At 39.6% G+C, this 21,467-nt stretch carries 16 protein-coding genes and 6 pseudogenes; 1 reads left to right on the top strand and 21 read right to left on the bottom strand.

What is annotated here, in order from left to right:
* Positions 1-38: 38 nt before the first annotated feature.
* The 21 genes and pseudogenes from RGF10_RS06710 to cymR form a co-directional block, all read right to left on the bottom strand.
* Entirely contained in the window at positions 39-1,805 is a 1,767-nt protein-coding gene (locus RGF10_RS06710) for a peptidoglycan D,D-transpeptidase FtsI family protein (RefSeq protein ID WP_318508289.1), read from the bottom strand.
* A gap of 70 nt (positions 1,806-1,875) precedes the next feature.
* The gene (greA, locus tag RGF10_RS06705; RefSeq protein ID WP_318508287.1) at positions 1,876-2,352 is read right to left on the bottom strand and encodes a transcription elongation factor GreA; all 477 of its coding nucleotides are present in this window, start codon (positions 2,350-2,352) and stop codon (positions 1,876-1,878) included.
* 141 nt (positions 2,353-2,493) lie between these two features.
* A pseudogene (udk, locus tag RGF10_RS06700) lies at positions 2,494-3,128 on the bottom strand (uridine kinase).
* Positions 3,129-3,133: 5 nt separating this feature from the next.
* Positions 3,134-4,406: pseudogene (locus RGF10_RS06695) on the bottom strand (peptidase U32 family protein).
* A 79-nt stretch (positions 4,407-4,485) separates the two neighbouring features.
* The gene (locus tag RGF10_RS06690; protein WP_318509350.1) at positions 4,486-5,415 is read right to left on the bottom strand and encodes a peptidase U32 family protein; all 930 of its coding nucleotides are present in this window, start codon (positions 5,413-5,415) and stop codon (positions 4,486-4,488) included.
* A 5-nt stretch (positions 5,416-5,420) separates the two neighbouring features.
* On the bottom strand, positions 5,421-6,062 hold the full coding sequence (locus RGF10_RS06685) for an O-methyltransferase (RefSeq protein ID WP_318508285.1): 642 nt from the start codon (positions 6,060-6,062) through the stop codon (positions 5,421-5,423).
* 178 nt (positions 6,063-6,240) lie between these two features.
* On the bottom strand, positions 6,241-7,392 hold the full coding sequence (gene mltG / locus RGF10_RS06680) for an endolytic transglycosylase MltG (RefSeq protein ID WP_412176684.1): 1,152 nt from the start codon (positions 7,390-7,392) through the stop codon (positions 6,241-6,243).
* Positions 7,393-7,607: 215 nt separating this feature from the next.
* Positions 7,608-7,895, bottom strand: coding sequence for a DUF1292 domain-containing protein (locus RGF10_RS06675; RefSeq protein ID WP_318508283.1), 288 nt, complete (start codon positions 7,893-7,895; stop codon positions 7,608-7,610).
* A gap of 13 nt (positions 7,896-7,908) precedes the next feature.
* Positions 7,909-8,325, bottom strand: a complete 417-nt coding sequence (gene ruvX / locus RGF10_RS06670) for a Holliday junction resolvase RuvX (protein WP_318508282.1) — start codon at positions 8,323-8,325, stop codon at positions 7,909-7,911.
* Between the two features lie 3 nt (positions 8,326-8,328).
* Positions 8,329-8,595 (bottom strand): IreB family regulatory phosphoprotein, encoded by a 267-nt coding sequence (locus tag RGF10_RS06665; RefSeq protein ID WP_318508280.1) that lies wholly within the window; start codon positions 8,593-8,595, stop codon positions 8,329-8,331.
* An 85-nt stretch (positions 8,596-8,680) separates the two neighbouring features.
* Positions 8,681-11,291, bottom strand: a pseudogene (alaS, locus tag RGF10_RS06660) (alanine--tRNA ligase).
* Between the two features lie 381 nt (positions 11,292-11,672).
* Positions 11,673-12,760 (bottom strand): annotated as a pseudogene (locus RGF10_RS06655) (AI-2E family transporter).
* 249 nt (positions 12,761-13,009) lie between these two features.
* Entirely contained in the window at positions 13,010-13,141 is a 132-nt protein-coding gene (locus tag RGF10_RS06650; RefSeq protein ID WP_318508278.1) for a YrzQ family protein, read from the bottom strand.
* Between the two features lie 23 nt (positions 13,142-13,164).
* A complete protein-coding gene (locus tag RGF10_RS06645) occupies positions 13,165-13,356 on the bottom strand; it encodes a hypothetical protein (RefSeq protein ID WP_318508276.1) in 192 nt (63 codons plus the stop codon).
* 10 nt (positions 13,357-13,366) lie between these two features.
* A complete protein-coding gene (locus tag RGF10_RS06640; RefSeq protein WP_318508274.1) occupies positions 13,367-13,558 on the bottom strand; it encodes a PRC-barrel domain-containing protein in 192 nt (63 codons plus the stop codon).
* Positions 13,524-13,844 (bottom strand): PRC-barrel domain-containing protein, encoded by a 321-nt coding sequence (locus tag RGF10_RS06635; RefSeq protein WP_318508272.1) that lies wholly within the window; start codon positions 13,842-13,844, stop codon positions 13,524-13,526. Before RGF10_RS06635 ends, RGF10_RS06640 begins: the two co-directional genes overlap by 35 nt.
* Before the next feature lie 74 nt (positions 13,845-13,918).
* A pseudogene (locus RGF10_RS06630) lies at positions 13,919-16,341 on the bottom strand (ATP-dependent RecD-like DNA helicase).
* Between the two features lie 33 nt (positions 16,342-16,374).
* Positions 16,375-17,034, bottom strand: coding sequence for a tetratricopeptide repeat protein (locus RGF10_RS06625; RefSeq protein WP_318508270.1), 660 nt, complete (start codon positions 17,032-17,034; stop codon positions 16,375-16,377).
* 87 nt (positions 17,035-17,121) lie between these two features.
* Positions 17,122-18,237 carry a tRNA 2-thiouridine(34) synthase MnmA gene (gene mnmA, locus RGF10_RS06620; protein ID WP_318508268.1) on the bottom strand — a complete coding sequence of 372 codons (1,116 nt, stop codon included), beginning with the start codon at positions 18,235-18,237 and terminating at the stop codon, positions 17,122-17,124.
* A gap of 36 nt (positions 18,238-18,273) precedes the next feature.
* Positions 18,274-19,419 (bottom strand): cysteine desulfurase family protein, encoded by a 1,146-nt coding sequence (locus tag RGF10_RS06615; protein ID WP_318509347.1) that lies wholly within the window; start codon positions 19,417-19,419, stop codon positions 18,274-18,276.
* A 98-nt stretch (positions 19,420-19,517) separates the two neighbouring features.
* Positions 19,518-19,946, bottom strand: coding sequence for a cysteine metabolism transcriptional regulator CymR (cymR, locus tag RGF10_RS06610; protein ID WP_318508266.1), 429 nt, complete (start codon positions 19,944-19,946; stop codon positions 19,518-19,520).
* Positions 19,947-20,176: 230 nt separating this feature from the next.
* Between cymR and RGF10_RS06605 the strand changes: the two are divergent.
* Positions 20,177-21,446 (top strand): annotated as a pseudogene (locus tag RGF10_RS06605) (replication-associated recombination protein A).
* Positions 21,447-21,467 lie beyond the last annotated feature (21 nt).

Genomic DNA, 21,467 nt, shown 5'->3' with positions numbered 1-21,467 from the left:
TTCTACCATGACTCACTAAAAACTTGAAGGAGTTTGTTTTAATCTGAATTTCGTTGATCGATATCATATAGGGCGCTTACCATATCAGCAAAAAGCTGGTTAACACCGCCCTCATTCTCTGGAACATCCAAATTCACTGTCACGAGCACATATTTGGGATGATCAAACGGAAAATATCCAGCGAACCATTTATTATGAAGCTGCTGATCATTCACGTATTTTCCTGTTTCTGCTGTACCGGATTTTCCTGCAACAGCATATGGTAAATCCTTAAACCATCTTCCTGTTCCATGGTCATTGACAACCACTTCGCGAAGTAGCTCTTGTAATTTCATGGCCGTATATGGAGCAATAGTCTCACCACTGCCTTTAGATTTTGGAAATTCGAACATAGTTGTCCCATTTTGATATTGAATACTGGAGGCGACACGGACTGTATCTTTCTCACCGCCTCTGGCAATTGTCGCCATCATATTCGCTACTCCAAGCGGTGTGACTCGAACCTCATGCTGCCCAATACCTGTCATAGACACAAAATTCTTATCCTTTTTCGCATTTTCTGATATAAACACTCGGCCCTTGTCTTCATCAGGAATTTGTGAAAATTGATCCAAATGGAAAACACTTCCTTTCCATCCGTTCGTTCCAATTAATCCTAACTTTTGTGCATACTCCTCGATAATATTGGGATTAATATCCTTTAGTTCATTTGATATTTCTCCAAACGTACGATTGCAGCTTCGGGCAAAGCTGTCCTTAAAATTGAGTATTCCATGATTGTATTTAAGATCCGGCTCCCCGTTTATTTTCCGACTACAGTCAAAGGTTCTAGTTGGATCATTTAAGTTATAATCAATCGCTGCTGCTGCGACCACTGTCTTGAAAACCGATCCAGGAATTTGTTGTTTGACCATTAAATTATCAATCCCATTATCTACATATGGATCTTTACGATTAATGCTAGGTCGAGAAACAAGAGCTAAAACATTGTTTGTTTTTACATCAAGAAGAACAAGACCACCCTTTTTAATTCCTTGCTGATCAACCAATTTTTCAGCGGTTGTTTGCATTTGTTTATCTATGGTTGTTTTAATGTTCACAGGATAATAAGGATTGGCTGAATCCACATATTTTACATTCACACCGAAAAGCGGTGCCCCATCTCCGTCAACATGGTAAACAAGCTTTGACTTCCCCTCTGCAATTAAAAACTCATCGAAGCTTTTTTCTAAACCAGATATTCCTAGCAACGTCTGTTGTGGAAATTCCTTGTCCGGGTAACGCTTTGCCAGCTCCTGTTGATTTTCTTTTACGATGCCGATTAGTTGCTCTGCTGGCGTTTTTTCAAGTAAATACTTCCGTTCAACCGCAAATACACCTGGAATCTCCAACTTATTGATCTTTTTCATTTGTGATTCACTTAAACGAATCGGATTTGGATCACCCAGTGCAAACGGTTTATCGGCCTTTTTAATCATTTTTTTCAAAGTATCCGATTCGATACCAACGATTTGGGCTACCTTATCAGCATCCCAATCCATCTTATTCAAAAATGGGAATAATATTAGTACAGGTAATTGATCATATATGAGTGGATCACCATTTCGATCGAGGAAATTTCCACGACCACTATCCAAAATGACTTCTTGAGACCGTTGTTTGACACTTGCTTCTAAAATATTAATTCCATGTTTAGTAAAACTCTTTGTATCAACCAGTTGTATTTGAATCAATCTGCCAAGCAGAAAGCTTAAACAGATGAAACTGAAAACACCCCAAAAAATGATTCTTTTTATTTTTAACATAAAAAACACCTCGTCAAAAGTTTTGACGAGGTTTTGCTTTTTCAAACTAAGTATAGGATAATCTTATCGTTTATTTAATCAAGACAATTCGAACATTCATTTCTCCACCAGGAGTTTGAACAGACACTTCATCGCCAACCTTCTTGCCCATTAAGCTGCGAGCGATTGGAGAATCGTTTGAAATTTTCCCTTCAAACGGATCAGCTTCAGCGCTACCGACAATGCTATATGTTTCTTCCTCACCATCTGGAAGCTCAATAAATGTTACGGTACGTCCTAGTGATACTGCATCACTTTGCATTTCATCTTCGCCGATGATTTTCGCATTGCGAATCATATTTTCTAAAGTCGTAATACGTCCTTCAACAAACGCTTGCTCTTCTTTAGCGGAATCGTATTCTGAGTTCTCAGAAAGGTCACCAAAGCTTCTCGCAATTTTAATCCGTTCTACGACTTCTTTACGTTTAACTGTTTTTAATTGTTCTAATTCATGCTCTAATTTTTCTTTACCAGCCTGGGTCATCGGAAATACTTTTTCTGTAGCCAAAGACATTCACTCCTTCTAGTCATCACAATCATCCATTACTATTGTGGATTCAAAATTATGTAGGATAATAAATACATACGAGCGCGTCCTTTTAAAGGGCGCGCACGATATTATTATTTTTTATTTATCTATGCTATTGTTTCATAAAAATGATTTTTGTTCAAGAATTGTTTGGATTTTTGTGACCATAAGATCAACGGCAACATGATTATGACCACCTTCAGGAATAATGATGTCTGCATACCGCTTCGTAGGTTCTATAAATTGATTATGCATCGGCCTGACAACATTAACGTATTGATCGATAACGGAATCCATCGATCTGCCTCTTTCTTTAATATCTCTCAGCAATCTGCGAATAATTCTTAAGTCCGCATCGGTATCAACAAATAATTTTATATCCATTAAATTTCGTAAGCGTTCATCCTCTAATACTAGAATTCCCTCTAGAATAATGACATCCTTCGGCTCCACCTTAATGACCTCATCAGATCGGGTATGAATTGAATAATCGTATACAGGTTTGTAAATCGTCTCGAACTTTAATAATTGCTGAATATGCTCGATTAATAGATCGTTATCGAAAGCTAATGGATGATCATAATTGGTTTTCAACCTTTGTTCAAAGGGTAAATGACTTTGATCTTTATAATAATAGTCCTGTTCAATCATTAAGATTGAATGCCCTTTAAAATGTTGATAAATTGCTTTTGTGACACTCGTTTTTCCTGAGCCGGAACCCCGGCTACACCTATGACAACAGGTTTGCGAGACATACAGCTTAATTCTCCTTTCGCATCATGTTGTTAGGGAAAACAGGTCGATCCATTTTAAATTTGACAATTTGAAGCGGGTGACGGGCTGCATCAAGCTCATTTCCGTCTTCGTCCCAAATTTTTTCAATAATGTAGGTGAAGTTTTCAATTTCAGGTCCAAAAAATTCCACCTCATCACCAGGCTTGAAATGATTCCGCTGTTGAAGGGTTACCATTTGCGTTTCAGAATTATAATCGATAACCAATCCTGCAAACTCAAAGGTAGTCTTCTTGCTATGGTTTCCAAACATTTGCTCTTTATACCCAGGAACGCCTTCAAAAAATGCTGGGGCTGTTTCACGGTTAGCACATTTGTCTAATTCTTCAACCCATTCCTGCTTAATTACGAAATGATCAGGGTCTGCACAGTAAGCGTCAATCACTTTGCGGTACACACTCACAACAGTCGCTATATAATGGATGGACTTCATCCGACCTTCAATCTTTAAGCTGTCAATCCCCAGTTCAATTAAACCTGGAATGGATTGAATTAAGTTAAGATCCTTTGGACTCATTGCAAACGGGGCATCATTTTCAGCAAAAAGAGCTGTTTCACTATCACCTTCAACCTGGAAGAGATCATAATCCCAACGGCATGATTGACAACAGCCACCGCGATTTGAATCACGTGCTGTCATATGATTGCTGAGTGTACAACGGCCAGAATAGGCGATACACATAGCACCATGGATAAAGGTTTCAATTTCGATATCCACTTTCTTTTTCATTTCTTTTATTTCTTCAGCACTTGTTTCACGTGCGAGTACAACACGCTCAAGCCCTTCCTCTTTCCAGTACTGAACAGCCTTCCAGTTCGATAATGATTGCTGCGTACTTAGGTGCACTTCGATTTCCAGGTGCTAGACGACGACAGGTTTCGATAATAAGAGGATCTGCTACGATAATTCCGTGAATCCCTGCTCCTTGGAGACCCTTAATGTAATCCTCTAATCCATCGATATTTTCATTATGAGCATAAATATTGGTTGTAACATAGATTTTGGCATTGTATTTTTTCGCAAACTCAACACCCTCTTTCATTTCTTCGAACGTAAAATTATCTGCATTTGAGCGAAGTCCATATTCCTGGCCGCCAATAAACACGGCATCTGCTCCATATTGAACGGCAATCTTTAATTTCTCAAGATTACCGGCAGGCGCAAGGAGTTCTGGCTTTTTAACAATAACACGTTTACCGTCCACAATTTCTGAAATATTGTTCTTTACATTTGCAGTCATCCTGTTTGCCTCCTTATAAATTAATACGAAAATGTGTAAAGCACTATAAACTTAACAGGTTTATCCCGAAATCTTTATTTTAATAAACAGTTTCCTTAAAGTAGAATCCTGTGTCAAGTGAACGATTTTTTGGTTGAATCGCTTCTATTTGTTCTAACAACTCAGTTTTTAGGTCTTCATATGCATCTGGATCTTCCACACAAACATCGATCGCCCTGCGATAAAGCTCTGTCACGACTACTAAATAATCTAGGCTTTTTAGGATGCCATCAATTTTGAAGGAATCGACACCGGCTTCAATCATATCCTGGAGTTCATCGATGATGCACACATCGTTAGGGCTCATAATGTGTGTCCCATTTTCATCTTCAAAGATTGGATACTTGTTTCCTCTTTCTTTGTCATGAAGATACTTATTTTTCTCGTACTTCGTTTTTTGAACTTCTAGCTCTTTACCTTGATATTCAAAATAATGGCCCAATAAGCTACGTTTTGATTGGAACATACAGGTCATTCCGTGCACTTGAACCTCTATTTCTACTTCAGCTTTTTCCTTTGTTTCTATAACAGCTTCCATACTGATTTCCCTTGCTAGAACCGCACGTTTCGCCCCTTTGCGGCCCCAATAGTTACAGGTGTACCAATTTGTTGCGGTTGTTTCAGTATTCCAGTGCAGCTTCATCTCAGGCGCAATTTCACGCGCAGACATTAAAACGGCTGGATCCCCAAAGACGATGGCATCAGCATGTACCGATTGAACATAAGCAATATAATCTGCTAATTCATCAATTTTTTCATTATGGAAAATAGCATTCATTGCTACATATACTTTTTTTCCTTGGCCATGGGCTAATTCAATTGCCTTTGCCAGCTCATCTCGGTTGAATTCCCCTGCTAGCCGTAAACCATAGCGCTGTTCACCAATTACAAATGCATCAGCACCTGCTTCTGCCAAAGGAATGATATCTTCTACTGAAGTGGGTGTCACTAATAATTCCGGTTTTTTCACCATTTTCACCTCTTCTTTTTACTTATGGCAATCCCATCTCCGACTGGAAGGATTACCGTGTCATATTCTTGGTGTGCCATTAGCCATTGATTAAACGTGTTAATTTTCCTAACTAATTGTCGAACATTCCTACTATCAATGTTTGCCTCACATACCAGTCCTTTAAACAGGACATTGTCAGTAATGATGAGACCACCATCATTTAAATAGCGTGAATATAGCTTAAAAAAGTGTTGATACTGACCTTTTGCCGCATCAATAAAAATCACATCGAACGGACCATAGGCTGAAATTTCATCTTCCACTTCAAGAGCATCTCCGTGAATGGTAACAATTCGATCCTGTTTATCAGCCCTTTGGATATACTCAATCGCTTTGTTCAGTCGTTCCTCATCTCTTTCAATCGTAATGACGTTGGCCTTTGGAAGTGCATAAACCATTCTTAATGCAGAATAACCAATGGCTGTACCAACCTCCAAAATCGATTGTGGATTTTGAAGTCGAAGAAACTGAAGCATTGCCTCGATTCCAGCTAATTCCATAATCGGAATACCAAACTCCTTGGCATACTTCTCCATTTCGATGAGTATAGCTGGTCGTTGTGGGATAAGTTCCTCTATATATAATTGCAGCCTCTCATTTTCCAAGCTGCCATCACCTCGCCTAGTATATTGAGACAAGAAAAAATAGCGTTCACAAAATGGAAATATGAAACAGTAACATTCTTGCCGTTTCATAAAATCTCCCAGTCTGTGGGTCACGCTATTCCAGTGGTGTCTTAAAACACTCGAATAATTTTAACATAAAATGTTTTGGAAAGCTAATTTATTGTCCAGTAATATGAATCGCCTTTTGTCGATTATGTTCATCCAGCGTTTTTGTAAAGATAACATCCCCTTCCGATGTAGCTAGGAAGTAAAGGTAATCTGTTTGTTGTGGGTTAAGGGCTGCTTCAATCGACATAGTCCCCGCACAGGCAATTGGTCCGGGTGGCAGACCTTTATTTTTGTAAGTATTATAAGGTGAATCAACCTCTAAATCTTCATAAAGAACTCTTTCCTTATGCTTTCCTTTTGCATACAAAACGGTTGGGTCTGTTTGCAGACGCATGCCTGCATTAATACGGTTGTAGAAAACACTGGCAATCGTGTGTCTATCTGCTTTCTCAGTGGCCTCTTCTTCAATTAATGAAGCCATCGTTAATAATTTATGTGTTGTTATATTTTGCGCTGCCATTTGATCCTGGTACTCTCCCAAAACGTCTCTCGTTTTGTTCAGCATCTCCTGAACAATTTTTTCAAGCGATGGGTTTTCTTCATAATAGGAATAAGTGGCTGGGAATAAATATCCCTCTAATGGATACTTGATTTCATCGTTTAAGATTTCATCTGTCAGAATATCTGGATATTTTTCCATCAGCGATTTAACGAATGCTTGATCATTTAGTTGATTGAAAACCTCTTCATGTTTACGATTTGTTTTGTTCGCGATAATCTCGGCAATTTGGTCTAGTTGTTTTCCTTCGGGAATGGTAATTTTGAAAACGACCTCTTCCATGACTTTACCGGTCTTAAGCTCATCAAGAATTTCTGGAAGTGTCATGGATGGAGCGAAGTTATAGCTCCCTGCCATAAAATCAGCCTCGTTCTTAAATTTCACATAATATTTAAAAACCTTAGCATCTTTGATAATACCCTTTTGTTCTAGAATTTCCCCAATTCCAGTAACTGACGAGCCAATTGGAATTTCAACCTTAGTTTCTTTTTTATTTTCGGGATCCACTGGTTTAAGAGCAGATTGAATATAAAAATAACCTCCGCCAAATATAGCTCCAATTAATAGAAAAATAATAATAGATACGATAAGGACAATTTTACGGACAACTTTTGCCTCACTTTGTTGTTCAATTATTTTTTCGCGAATGACGTCTTTTGTTTGTTTCCTATCTGACAAAATCTTCCCTCCACTCAAAAGCATTGCTTTATCTTTATGTTATACACCTCGAATCATTATACTATATTTTTATTTTCAATCGCAAAATTCTACATAAAATTAAAGTATTAGGGGATATCCGACAGTAGGCTACACCTTCCGTTCCAATCAACAGAGTGTGTAAAAATCCATTAATTCTCATACAAAAAAGCTGCCTCGAGGAGTTCTCGGGCAGCTTTTTAAGTACGATCTATTTAGTCTTAGTTTTCGTCTTCTTGTTCTTCTAGGAATGTGTTGAGCATCTCCTCAATCAAATCCCACTCTTCATCTGTTTCAATTGGCATTAAATCGCCATCTTCACCGTTTTCGTTCGGTGTAAAAGCTGATGCATGGATTTCAACGTCCTCTTCATCATCCTCACTACCGATTGGGTAGTATAAAACATATGATTTTCCAAATTCTTCTGAGTCAAATGTGAATAAAACCTCACATAATTGCTCGTTTCCATCCTCATCGACAACAGTAATATTATTTTCTCCGTGATTCATTATGTCCACCTCATTATAGTTTACTATCTAAGAAACCTTGTAAAATCAAGGTTGCGGCCATTTTATCAATGACCTTTTTCCGCTTCTTTCGACTAACGTCTGCTTCAAGCAAAACTCGTTCTGCCGCCATCGTCGTTAGTCGTTCATCCCAAAGGACGGTTTCAATTGAATAGAGTCTTTCCAATTCACTAGCATAGAATTGGCAAGCCTCTCCCCTTGGGCCAATCGTCCCGTTCATATTTTTAGGGAGCCCCACAACAACTTTATTGACTTCGTGCTCTTTAATGAGTCTTTCAATTTCTTCAAAGCCGTAGTCTTTTTCGTCTTCATTAATTTTTAAGGTTGTCAGTCCTTGGGCGGTCCACCCTAACTCATCGCTGATTGCTACACCAACTGTTTTTGTACCGACATCCAAGCCCATTATCCGCATAGATTACCCCTCATGCTGCTGTTTTAAATACGATTTAACCAGTTCTTCAATAATCTCATCTCGTTCTAATTTGCGGATAATATTACGAGCATCACGATGACGTGGAATATACGCTGGGTCTCCGGATAACAAATAACCAACTATTTGGTTAATCGGGTTATATCCTTTTTCCTGTAATGCTGCATAAACCTGATTAAGAACTTCCGTTACATTATGTTCAAACGGCTCTTCCGGAAAGTTAAATCTCATCGTTTTATCAAATGAGCTCATCTTAGGCACCTCGCTTTTTTCAGTGAAGCAACAATTTGTTGTTAAGAATTGGTTACTTTCCATTTTACACTACTTTGTTCACTAATCAAACGGATTTCACCCATTCTTCAACAAAGTTAAGCGCAGCATCTAATTTGCTTGGGTCTTTACCACCAGCTTGAGCCATATCAGGGCGACCACCACCGCCACCGCCGCAACGAGTAGCAACTTCTTTAATAAGCTTTCCTGCATGGTAACCTTTTTCAATTAAATCGTTTGTGACACCAGCAATCAGATTGACTTTATCATCATTAACACTTCCAAGAAGGATAATACCAGAACCTATTTTTTGTTTCAAATCGTCTGCCATATTACGCAAATTATTCATATCTGTTGCTTGGACTTTTGCTGACAATACCTTAACTCCATCTAGTTCCTTTACTTTAGAAATTAAGCTACCCGCTTCAATATTACCCAATTTTGCAGATAATGATTCATTTTCTCGTTGAAGCTGCTTGATTTCCCCAAGTAGAACCTCGACACGCTGGACGATGTCCTTCGGATTAGCTTTTAACTTCGCAGCGGCCTCTTGTAACAAACCAATTTGTTCATTTAATAATTTGTATGCCGCTTCACCTGTAACCGCCTCAATTCGGCGCGTACCCGCTCCAATACCAGATTCAGAAACAATTTTAAATAATCCAATCACAGATGTATTTGGTACATGGCAGCCTCCACAAAGCTCTAGACTGTAATCACCGACCTGAACAACCCGAACAATATCGCCATATTTCTCACCAAACAGCGCCATTGCGCCCATTGCTTTTGCTTCAGCAATTGGTTTTAAATCAATATTAACTTGAATGCTTCTCCAAATCTTTTCATTCACGATTGCTTCGATCTTTTCTAGCTCTTCAGGGTGAATTTGACCAAAATGAGAGAAGTCAAAACGCAACCGCTCCGCTTCAACAAGGGAACCCGCTTGGTTTACATGTTCACCAAGAGTATCTTTTAACGCCTGATGAAGCAAGTGAGTAGCTGTATGGTTTTTAATGATATTACCCCGATTTTCTTGGTCAACAGTTGCAGATACTTGTTGATTGGTAGATAGCGTTCCTTCAACTACCACTGCTTGATGCAAGTTTTGCCCATTAGGCGCCTTTTGAACATCTTTAATTCTTACTTTTACGCCATCTGCTACAAGAAGACCCTGGTCAGCAATTTGGCCCCCGCTCTCAGCGTAGAAAGGAGTTTCATCTAAAATAACCTGAATCTCATCGCCTGCATTAGCTTCTGATACCAATTCGCCATTTTTCAATAGAACTAAAACCGTTCCATTTGTTTCTAATTGGCCATAGCCAATAAACTTACTTTCGACTTTTATATCACCAAGCACTCCGCCTTGAACATGCATCGAATCAACATCTTGTCTTGCAGCACGAGCCCGTTCGCGTTGAAGTTCCATTTCATTTTCAAAGCCATCATGATCAACCTTCATACCTTCTTCTTCAGCGTATTCCTCGGTTAATTCAACTGGGAATCCATACGTATCGTAAAGGCGGAACACATCTTCACCAGGAATAGTGTCGCTATTTTGTTCCTTTTGTTTCTTGATAACACTTGATAAAATCGCTAATCCATCATGTAATGTCTCATGGAAACGCTCTTCTTCATTTTTTATAACCTTTTGAATAAATTCTGTTTTGTCCTTTACCTCTGGATAAAAATCATGCATGATTTCTCCAACTACCGGTACTAGTTCAAACATAAACGGACGCTCAATATTGATGTGCTTTGCATAGCGTACTGCACGGCGAAGTAGACGACGTAATACATAGCCACGGCCCTCGTTTGACGGTAACGCTCCGTCTCCGATAGCAAACGCAACAGTTCCGGATATGGTCGGCAATGACTTTAAATGCCACATCGTTTTCTTTATTTTCACGGTACTTTACACCCGAAATTTCTTCTGTTGCGTTAATAATAGGCATAAATAAATCCGTGTCGAAGTTAGTTGGAACGTCTTGAACAACGGATGCCATCCGCTCAAGACCCATCCCGGTATCAATGTTTTTCTTTGGCAGCGGCGTGTATGTGCCATCCGGATTATGATTAAATTGAGAAAACACAAGGTTCCAAACCTCTAAATAACGCTCATTTTCGCCACCAGGGTATAGCTCCGGATCTGTTGGATCATCGCCATATTCTGGTCCGCGGTCATAAAAGATTTCTGTGTTCGGACCACTTGGACCTTCACCAATATCCCAGAAGTTACCTTCTAAGCGGATGATTCTTTCCTCTGGAATCCCAATTTTCTTATTCCAATATTCATATGCTTCTGTGTCTTCAGGATGGATTGTTACCGATAGGCGTTCCGGATCCCAGCCAATCCATTTTTCACTTGTTAGAAACTCCCAAGCCCACTCAATTGCTTCTTCCTTAAAATATTCACCAATTGAAAAGTTCCCAAGCATTTCAAAGAACGTGTGATGTCTTGCCGTTTTCCCAACATTTTCGATGTCATTTGTACGGATTGATTTTTGCGCATTCGTAATTCTTGGATTATCCGGGATTACACGTCCATCAAAATATTTCTTTAGTGTTGCTACTCCACTATTAATCCATAATAAAGACGGATCATCATGAGGTACAAGCGGTGCACTCGGTTCCACCGTATGTCCCTTTTCTTTAAAAAACTCTAAATAAAGCCTGCGAATATCTGAACCAGATAAATTCTTTTTCACCAAAAACCCTCCTAATCGTGTTAAAAAACAATATAAAAAGCCCTCATCCCTAAAGCAGGGACGAGAGCTTAGCTTCTCGCGGTACCACCCTGATTATGGACAAAATAAAACGTCCACCTCTCAATTAACCTTAACGCGGTTTACGGCAGTGGTTAGCTGCACTCCGGACTAGCGTTCTGTTATCCTTCATCTTAGAATTTCTTTCAGCCTAAGGAAATTCCTCTCTAGCAGGTAAAACGTATACTACCGATTCTCACGTGCACACGCTTCCTAAAGATGGACTATAACATACTTGTTCCTTCAACATGTTAAATATACATATAGACGAATTATATAAAATCGAGAAATAGTTTGTCAATGTTTGGACGGAGCACTCAAATTTTTCCTGTATTTAACGACATGATCCTTTGCATGGATGATGGCCACCTTCGTTATCGATAACACAGGCACAGCAATAATCAGTCCCAGAACCCCCCAACCTCACCACCGATCAGAAGGGCAAGCATGATAAAGAGTGGGTGCATATGAAGACTCTTTCCGACAATAAATGGAGACAAAATATTTCCCTCCAAAAACTGCAAAATAAAAATAATGACGAGCGATATGATCACCATTTTTACAGAAATGGTTGCAGCAATAATCACCGCAGGAATTGCCCCAAAAATCGGACCAAAATATGGAATAACATTCGTTACCCCAATAATGAAACCAAGTATCAATGGATAACGCATATCTGTAATCCAAAAAAGAATCGCTGATATCGCTCCAATTATGACGCATACAAGCAGTTGCCCACGAATATAAGAGCCTAGAGAAGAATCAACATCACGCAAAAACTGTAGTCCTTGCTTGCGCCAGCTTTTCGGTGTTAAATACCAGGCAGCTTTCATTAATAAATGGTAATCCTTAAGCATGTAAAAGGCAATGAATGGGATAATCGCAAATACCACAATCGAGTTAAGAATTAAGACAAATCCACTTAAGACCCTTGTTAAAAATTGATCAAGCTTCTTTTCAATCCCCAGTATTCCTGCATCGATTTTTTCCCTCATTCCATTTGGCCAGGTCGATGTGCCGTCTTGGATTTCGTCGACCATATCCATGTACTGTGTAGCAAATGTTGGGATATTTTCAGAAAGATCCTTTATCTGAACAATGATTGCAGGAATCCCTTTATACAATCCATAGCCAATTCCTCCAAAAAACAGGAAATAAATAAAAATGACGGCTAAACCACGATGCAATCCCGCCTCATGGAGCCTCTCAATCGTTGGGTGAAGTAAATAAGTAATAAAAGCTGCAATAAAAAATGGAATGAAAGCAGTAATGACTATATTCACTATTGGTAACCAAATTTGCTGCAGCTTAAGAAAGATAAAAATCATCGCAAATAATAACAGGAAAAAGCCTACGCGGTAAAACCACTTTATTTGCATTTCCACTTTCACACCTCCACTCGCTTAGTTTAAGTGGTATGAGGGATTTTATGCTTTAAAAGAAAAGCGGAAGGCGCCCGCCTATCGGCGACAAGCACAAGACGAGCCGGCCGAAAGGTTGTTCTTTAACCTTTTGGACGGATTGGCTTGTGACCTCGAGCCGATGGCGCCTGGAGCTAGACACCAATCAAAATTTTATACTCTCCTTATTTTTCCAAAATAAATCCCCTAAGCGTCGCTTAGGGGATTGTACAATTAGAACATTCGGCTGATTCGTCTTCCGATTTTTTTCATCTGCCGATTCGACATCATGTTGTTATTTCTCATCATACTAAAAGCTGCTACACCTGCACCGATTGCAAGAGCTGAAGTGACTACTTTGTTCATATTAATTCACCTCTATCGTAGATTTACACGCTATATTTACGCTCATCTTCATCAAACAAATCATCGAGTGAACTTAATGAACCATCTTCCTCTACTTGGTGTGTATGGATTAAACCATCATTTAAAGAAAGCTCAATAAAACAATTCCAACAATAGTATTGGTTAATTCCAATTTTCCCAATATCTTTACTTTGGCAGTTTGGGCACTTTAACACCGGGGACACCTCACAATGTTTCTACATTCACGATAATGGTATCCTTGCCGATCGCAGGGGGTTCGTCCGTTTTAACGACCCGTTTTCCTTCTTTTAAGTCAGAAAAGAAACCATCCGTGCATTCATACCCCACAATTGTGCCCAATTCTTCTTGGAAATAAACATCCTCAACAATCCCCAGCTTTTCCCCTTCCATTGACATGACCATTTTTCCAGGTAAGTTTTCTTTGATGATCAATAGTATGTTCTGGAGGAGAATTCAAGGGCTCAAGCACTTGAGAATGACTTACCATTATTCCGTCTGAGCCAAAGGAATCGATATTTCGGATCGAAATTAACCGCATTTTATGAAACAAAGTCTTCTTTTTAAGAAGAACTCCTTCAACCTTTCCATCACTCGAAATGCTTAAGTCACACACTTCGCCAAGCTTTGATCCGCTATTTATTTCAATTACAGGAAGACCTTTAACTAATGAGAATGTCCGCAAAGATTGTCCCCACCTTTCCGAACATTTATAGTTTCTCATTTCCTTAGTAAAAAATAACGAGTAACGTTTACCAATTAGTTCAATATGCTTTTCTCCATAAAATCGTAAGGTGTAAGTTGTTCCATTCCAATCAACGGATCCACATTCATTAACATGTCTTCGTACGGTTCTTGATTAGGATTCAAATCTTTTTCAGCACTTAATTCAATCAGTGGCGTTAATTCCTGCAATTTTTCCGTCAAGGTCGTATTCCTTGCTTGGTCATCCATTCTTTCTACGCCCATCCTCAATGCCTCTTCTTCCCCACATAAAATAAGGAATTGCTTACTTCGAGTGATGGCCGTATAAATTAAATTTCGGCGGAGCATTCGGTAGTAGCTTTTTACGATTGGGAGAATGACGATTGGGAATTCGCTTCCTTGTGCTTTATGAACCGAGCAGCAATAGGCAAGTGTTAGCTGATTCAGATCCTGTCGTGTGTATGTTACTTCTGTCCCGTCAAACGATACAATGACCATGTCCTGCTTTTCAACATTCTCTTTTGCAAAAAAGATCGACACAATCTCACCGATATCACCATTGAACACATTACTCTCCAGGCTGATTGACTAGCTGTAAAACCTTATCTCCGATTCGATACTTGACCTCGCCAAATAGAATCTCCTTACGAGAGCCATCGAGATTTGGATTAAAAATTTCCTGAAGCAGTACATTTAAGCGGTCCACACCAGCAGGCCCTCGATACATTGGGGCTAACACTTGAATATCCTTTGCTGTAAAGCCCTTCCTCTTCGCATTTAGGACTACTTTCTCTACGGCATTAGCAATTTGATTCGTTGAACATTTAATAAACGAGCGATCCTTTTGCTGCTCCGCAATTCCCTGCGGAAGTTTTCCCTGTTTCATTTCATGTGCCAGTTCAATGATTGAAGAGCCTTCAGCCTGACGATAAATATCGGTAAGACGAACGGTTGGAATAACCTTTGAGCGAAGCATATCTTTTAGCACTTGTCCTGGGCCAACTGAAGGAAGCTGGTCTTCATCACCAACAAAAATTACCTGTATATGAGGTGGGAGAGCCTTAAACAACTGATTCGCCATCCAAACATCAACCATTGATGTCTCATCAACAATCAGTATTTTTCCCTCAAGCGGGTTGTCCTCATTATGATTAAACCCTTCCGAGCCATTCCACCCTAGAAGCCGGTGAATCGTTACAGACGGTAGACCGGTTGATTCTGCCATCCGCTTCGCTGCCCGCCCAGTTGGTGCTGCCAATAAAAACGGAAACGGTTCTTCCTTTTTATAATCCTTCGGGTTAAGGGAACAACCGTGAAGCTCTGAATAAAGCTCAACAATTCCCTTAATAACTGTCGTTTTTCCTGTTCCGGGACCTCCGGTTAAAATTAACATTGGCGACATGAGAGCGGTTTGGATTGCTTCTTTCTGAGTCGGTGCATACTGTACCCCAATTCGCTCCTCTAATTTACCAAGTGCTAATAAAAATTCCGATTCAGGAAACTGGTCAGCATATTCAGTTTGTGCCATCAACCGCTTCACATGGGTGACAATTCCTTTTTCAGAAAAATAAAGTGACGGGAGATAAACTCGTTGTTCCTCGATGATAATTTTTCCTTCTTCAGCAAGCTTAATCAACTCATTCGATATATCGGCAAAGTCAATAAGATCCCGCTTATTTTCCTCCAGCAATGACTGAACCGTCTCCAGCAACGGACGCGCTTCAATAAATACATGACCCGCTTGAATGCTTTCTGTTTCAAGTGTGTAATATAATCCGGCTTTTATTCAGGTCTGGATGAGAACCAGTAATGCCAAGCTGATGTCCCAATTCATCTGCTCGACCAAAGCCAACCCCTTCCACATCCTCAACAAGCTGGTATGGATTTTTTTGGATAATTTCGAGTGTTTGCTCTTTATACGATTGGTATATTCTCATTGATATTTGAGGTCCAAAACCAAATTGATTAAGGGCGACCATAATTTGCTCCAAACCTTGGTGCTCCATCAACGTATCGTAAAGCATTTTTGCGCGTTCTGGCGGAAGCTTCGGGATGGAATCTAGCAGAGAGGGCTGATTTAATATTTTCGAAATCGCATTTTCACCAAGCATTTCAACTATTTTTTCTGCTGTTTTTTTCCCGATTCCTTTGAACATTTCACCGGCTAGATAATTAATGACACCCTGTTTTGATTGCGGCATATCTTTTCGAAAGTGAGTCGCATGAAACTGCATGCCAAAACGAGGATGCTCCTTCATTTCACCATAAAATATATACGATTCTTGTTCATGAATACGGGGGAAATATCCCGTGATGACAGCTTCTCTTTCCTCATAGGACTCATCATTCGTTTCTTCTACTCGAATCCTAAGGACGGTATATAAATTTTGTTCATTATGAAAAATGGTTACCAGATGCTTCCCTTTAATGAATTTCCCTTGTTCCTGGAATAAATCTAGTTGATTCTGTTGCTGCACGGTGCCTTCCCCCTTTCATTACAAGAAAATGACTTAGTTTGATTCCTCAGCGCTAATTAAAATAGACTTTGTATTTTGTGCTAAAAGATGATCTGGCTGAATTTGTAATGCTTTTTCCAGCATCGAGAGCCCCGCTTCTTTGTTTTCTTTAAAAGCATAAGCAACGCCTAAATTATAATAGGCATCTGCATGATCTGGTTCTAGTTCAATGCATTTTTGTAGCTTGGCAATCGCTTCATCAAGTAATCCTTCCTGAGCTAAACACAAACCATATTGAAATAAGGCTTCTGCATCACTTTCATTAAGCTCAACTGCTCTTTGTAAATATGGTAGCGCTAATCTAGATGCGCCAGTATGAACGAATGTCATACCAAGCATGAAATAATTATCGCTTGTATGTAAACCTTCTTTAATCGCCTGTTCAAAGCTTTTTCTAGCTTCATCATATTTCTCTTTTTCATAATAAAGGGCTCCAGCACTATAATAAGCTGCTCCTCCTCCCCCTAATTCAATCGCTTTTTCAAAAAATTTCAACGCTTTTTCAGGGTCACCAACAGCAGATAAAACATTCCCAAAATTAATATAGGCAACCGCATCAGACGGATTGGCTTCAATCACTTCCATAAAAGCCTTTGCGGCTTCCTCCCATTTTCCCTCTTTCATCATTTCAATACCCAATTGGTTTTTATCCATTCTTTTCACTCCTGTTCTAACAAAGAGTATAGCATATATAACGCAAAAAAAAGGAGCGACTGCTAAGTACAGTCAGCCCCTTATTTTTTATCCTACATAGGTAAGTTGTTCACCATTTTTGTATACTTTATCTATTGTGCCCCCACCGAGACATTCATCACCGTTGTAAAAAACAACCGCTTGTCCAGGGGTAACCGCACGAATCGGTTCATCAAAAATAACTTCAACTTGTCCATCATCCATTTTCTTAACAGTCACCTTATTATCTGCTTGACGATAACGGAATTTTGCGGTGCAGGTAAATTCGGCTTGGACTGGACGATTCGATGTCCAACTAATTTTTGTTGCAACAATTGAGTCGGAATAAAGCTTTTCATGATCAAAGCCTTGGCCTACATATAGAACATTTCGTTCCAGGTCCTTGCCAATCACAAACCATGGTTCACCTGAGCCACCAATACCAAGACCATGGCGCTGCCCAATGGTATGATACATTAGTCCATCATGACGTCCCATAATCTTACCATCAAAGGTTTCCATATTGCCTGGCTTAGCAGGTAGATAGTTTCCAAGGAATTCTTTAAAATTGCGCTCACCGATGAAACAGATTCCAGTACTATCTTTTTTCGTCGCAGTAGCAAGTTCAGCCTCTTTCGCCAGTTCCCTTACTCTCGCTTTTTCTAATGAGCCTATCGGAAACATAACCTTTTCAAGCTGACTTTGATTTAATTGGTTGAGAAAATAAGTTTGATCCTTATTTTCGTCAACGCCACGAAGCATTTTATATTCGCCATCACGATATTCAACACGAGCATAGTGACCTGTTGCTAAATAATCTGCCCCAAGCTTTAAGGCATGCTCTAAAAAGGCCTTAAACTTAATTTCTTTATTACACATTACGTCAGGATTTGGTGTTCTTCCTGCCTTATATTCCTCAAGAAAATAAGTAAACACCTTATCCCAGTATTGTTTTTCAAAGTTTACAGCATAGTATGGAATTCCAATCTGATTGCAAACACGAATAACATCTTCATAGTCTTCTGTTGCGGTACAAACACCGTTCTCATCAGTATCGTCCCAATTTTTCATAAAAATACCGATAACATCATAGCCCTGCTGCTTTAAGAGCAGTGCAGCTACCGATGAATCGACGCCACCAGACATCCCAACTACTACACGTGTATCTTTTGGTGCTTTTTGCATTGTTTCTTCACCTCGCTAATATAGCGATCCTTCTTATCATAAAGCTGTTAATCGTTTAACGATCTTAGCTGTTTCCTCGCCAACCTGTTGAATTTGCTCGGTTGTGTTTGTAAAACCAAAGCTAAAGCGAATTGAATTCATTATTCGCTCAGAGTCTTTCCCAAACATAGCGACTAGAACGTGGGAAGGATCAATTGAACCTGCAGTACATGCCGATCCACTCGAAGCTGCAATACCAGCCAAATCTAAATTTACAAGCATCGATTCGACATTTACTCCAGGAAAGCTTAAGTTTAAAACATGTGGCAAGGAATTTTCAAGCAATCCGTTTATGGAAAATTGAATTCCCTCGTTCTGAAGCGTGTGAATCATGATTTCTTTAAAATTCCGATACAGTTCCTGCTTGGATTTCTGCTGCTTCTGCGCAATTTTGACAGCTTCATGAAATCCAACAATGGATGGGACATTTTCTGTTCCAGCACGACGCTTTCGCTCCTGTTCTCCACCAAAGCTGCGTGGGGATAGCTTTAAATCTTTTTTCACAAAAAGAAAACCAATCCCTTTTGGACCATTAATTTTATGCGCCGATACAGATAACAAATCAATATGAAGCTCGTGGACATTGATTGGCTCCAAACCATACGCCTGTACAGCGTCAGTATGAAAAAGCGCTTGATGACCTGCAAGCAACTTACCAATCTCCGCTATTGGCTGAAGTGTGCCAATTTCATTATTACCGTACATAATCGAGACAATAATCGTATCATCACGCAACGCTTCTTTTACAGACTGAACGGAAATTCTACCTGTTTTATCGACGGGTAAATAAGTGACATCAAAGCCTATTTTTTCAAGCTGTTTACAGGAATGAAGAATGGCATGATGTTCAACGACTGTTGTAATGATATGATTTCCCTTGTTTCGATTTGCTTCGGCAACACCAAACAAAGCTAAATTATCAGCTTCTGTCCCTCCACTCGTAAAAATCAATTCATTGCCTTCTGCCCCTATGCTACGCGCAATCCCGTTACGTGCTTCATCCATAAGCTTTCGCGCTTCTCTCCCAAAGGAGTGAATACTTGACGGGTTCCCGAAGTTTTCATTCATAACTTTTACCATTGCATTTATCACATTGTGCTGCATCGGTGAGGTTGCGGCGTGATCGACGTAAATCCGTTCCAATCGAATTTCACCTGCTTTCAAACAATAATCCGTTTCATACAGTTTGTTGCTAATTCCACTCATTTAATCAACACACAACAAACTTAACGAACAATTTATTAAATATAGAACATATAAGAATCAAGTTCTTCTTGATCATCTGGAAAATTAGCTAAATCTTCTAATGTTGTACTTTCCAAAACATCCTTAACCGCATCGCGTATACGAATCCAAAGCTGGCGTTTTACCGGCTCTTCATCTTCAATTCCCTCAACCGGAGTTATCGGTCCTTCTAAAACACGGATAATATCACCAGCAGTAATGTTTGCAGGTTCATTACCTAAAACATATCCGCCGTAAGCACCACGTATACTTTTTACTAAACCTGCATTCCGTAATGGAGCAATAAGTTGCTCTAAATAATGCTCGGAAAGATCATTTGCTTGAGCAATTGTTTTTAGAGATAATGGACCCGTTCCGTTTCCGTGTTTTTTTGCTAATGCAATCATGATTGTTAAACCATATCGACCTTTAGTTGAGATTTTCATCCTATGCACCTCTTTTAAAATTCAATAGTTTTGTCTCTACCACTTCATTCATGTTATTTCCATTATTTGTAAATAAATTCAACAATTCCATTCAGTCTAATCAATTTTATCAAATATATACTCACCTTGGTATTATAGCACAGAAAATGCAATTTTCCTTATATCATGGTATGTTAGGAGGGATGATTGCTATATAATTTGGATTTTCGATACAATTTGGAGAGATGAACATGTCAGAAAAACCGCTTGCTTTTCGGATGAGACCAAAAAATATTAATGAGGTACTCGGACAAGACCATTTAGTCGGTGAAGGAAAAATTATCAGTAGAATGGTCAAGGCAAAACAGCTTTCTTCGATGATTTTATATGGACCACCCGGAGTTGGAAAAACATCGATTGCAAGTGCAATCGCCGGAAGCACAAAATACGCTTTCCGAATGCTGAATGCCGTAACGAACAATAAAAAAGATATGGAAATAGTTGCAGCCGAGGCAAAAATGTCTGGAAAAGTGATTTTGCTCCTTGATGAGGTGCACAGGCTTGATAAAGGAAAGCAGGATTTTCTGTTACCTTTTTTGGAAAGTGGCATGATTACACTAATCGGCGCCACAACAAGCAATCCATACATTGCGATCAATCCTGCGATAAGAAGTCGTTGTCAAATATTCGAATTGAAGCCGTTAAATCCCGAGGATATTTTCACAGCATTGAGTCGAGCACTGGTCGATGAAGAAAGAGGACTAGGGAAATACGGGACTGTCGTTTCCGAGGATGCCTTAACCCATTTAGCTACTGTTTCGAATGGTGATGTTCGAAGTGCGTTAAATGCGCTTGAGCTTGCGATATTGTCCACTTCCCCGAGTGAGGATGGAAAGATTCATATCAATGTTAACACTGCCGAAGAATGCATCCAACGAAAAAGCCTGACCTACGATAAAGACGGTGATGGACATTATGATGTGCTATCTGCATTTCAAAAGTCGATCCGTGGCAGTGATGTCAATGCGGCGCTTCATTATTTAGCACGGTTAATTGAAGCGGGTGATTTGCTAAGCATTGCTAGACGATTAATTGTCATCGCCTACGAGGATATTGGGTTAGCTAGTCCTCAGGCGGGTGCGAGGACCCTTGCGGCAATCGAAACCGCTGAACGGCTTGGTTTTCCCGAGGCAAGAATTCCACTTGCGAACGCAGTGATTGAGCTTTGTCTTTCACCAAAGTCAAACTCGGCTGTTTTAGCAATTGAAGCTGCTCTAGCAGATATACGGAACGGAAAAAGCCGGTGAAGTCCCAGCTCATCTCCGCGATGCACATTACAAAGGAGCTAGCGAACTCGGTCGTGGGATTGACTATAAATACCCACATGATTTTGAAAACGGTTGGGTCAAACAGCAATACCTCCCTGATCGAATAAAAAATCAACGCTACTACGAGCCGAAGCTAACCGGAAAATTCGAACAAGCCTTGTCCTCTGTTTATGATAAATTAAATAAAAAATAACATATCTGGGTCAGACCCCTT

It is taken from the genome of Bacillus sp. T3 (assembly GCF_033449965.1).
Classification (GTDB): Bacteria; Bacillota; Bacilli; order Bacillales; family Cytobacillaceae; genus Bacillus_BU.
The sequence above is the reverse complement of the archived record's forward strand: the minus strand, read 5'-3'. Positions and strand labels throughout refer to the sequence as shown.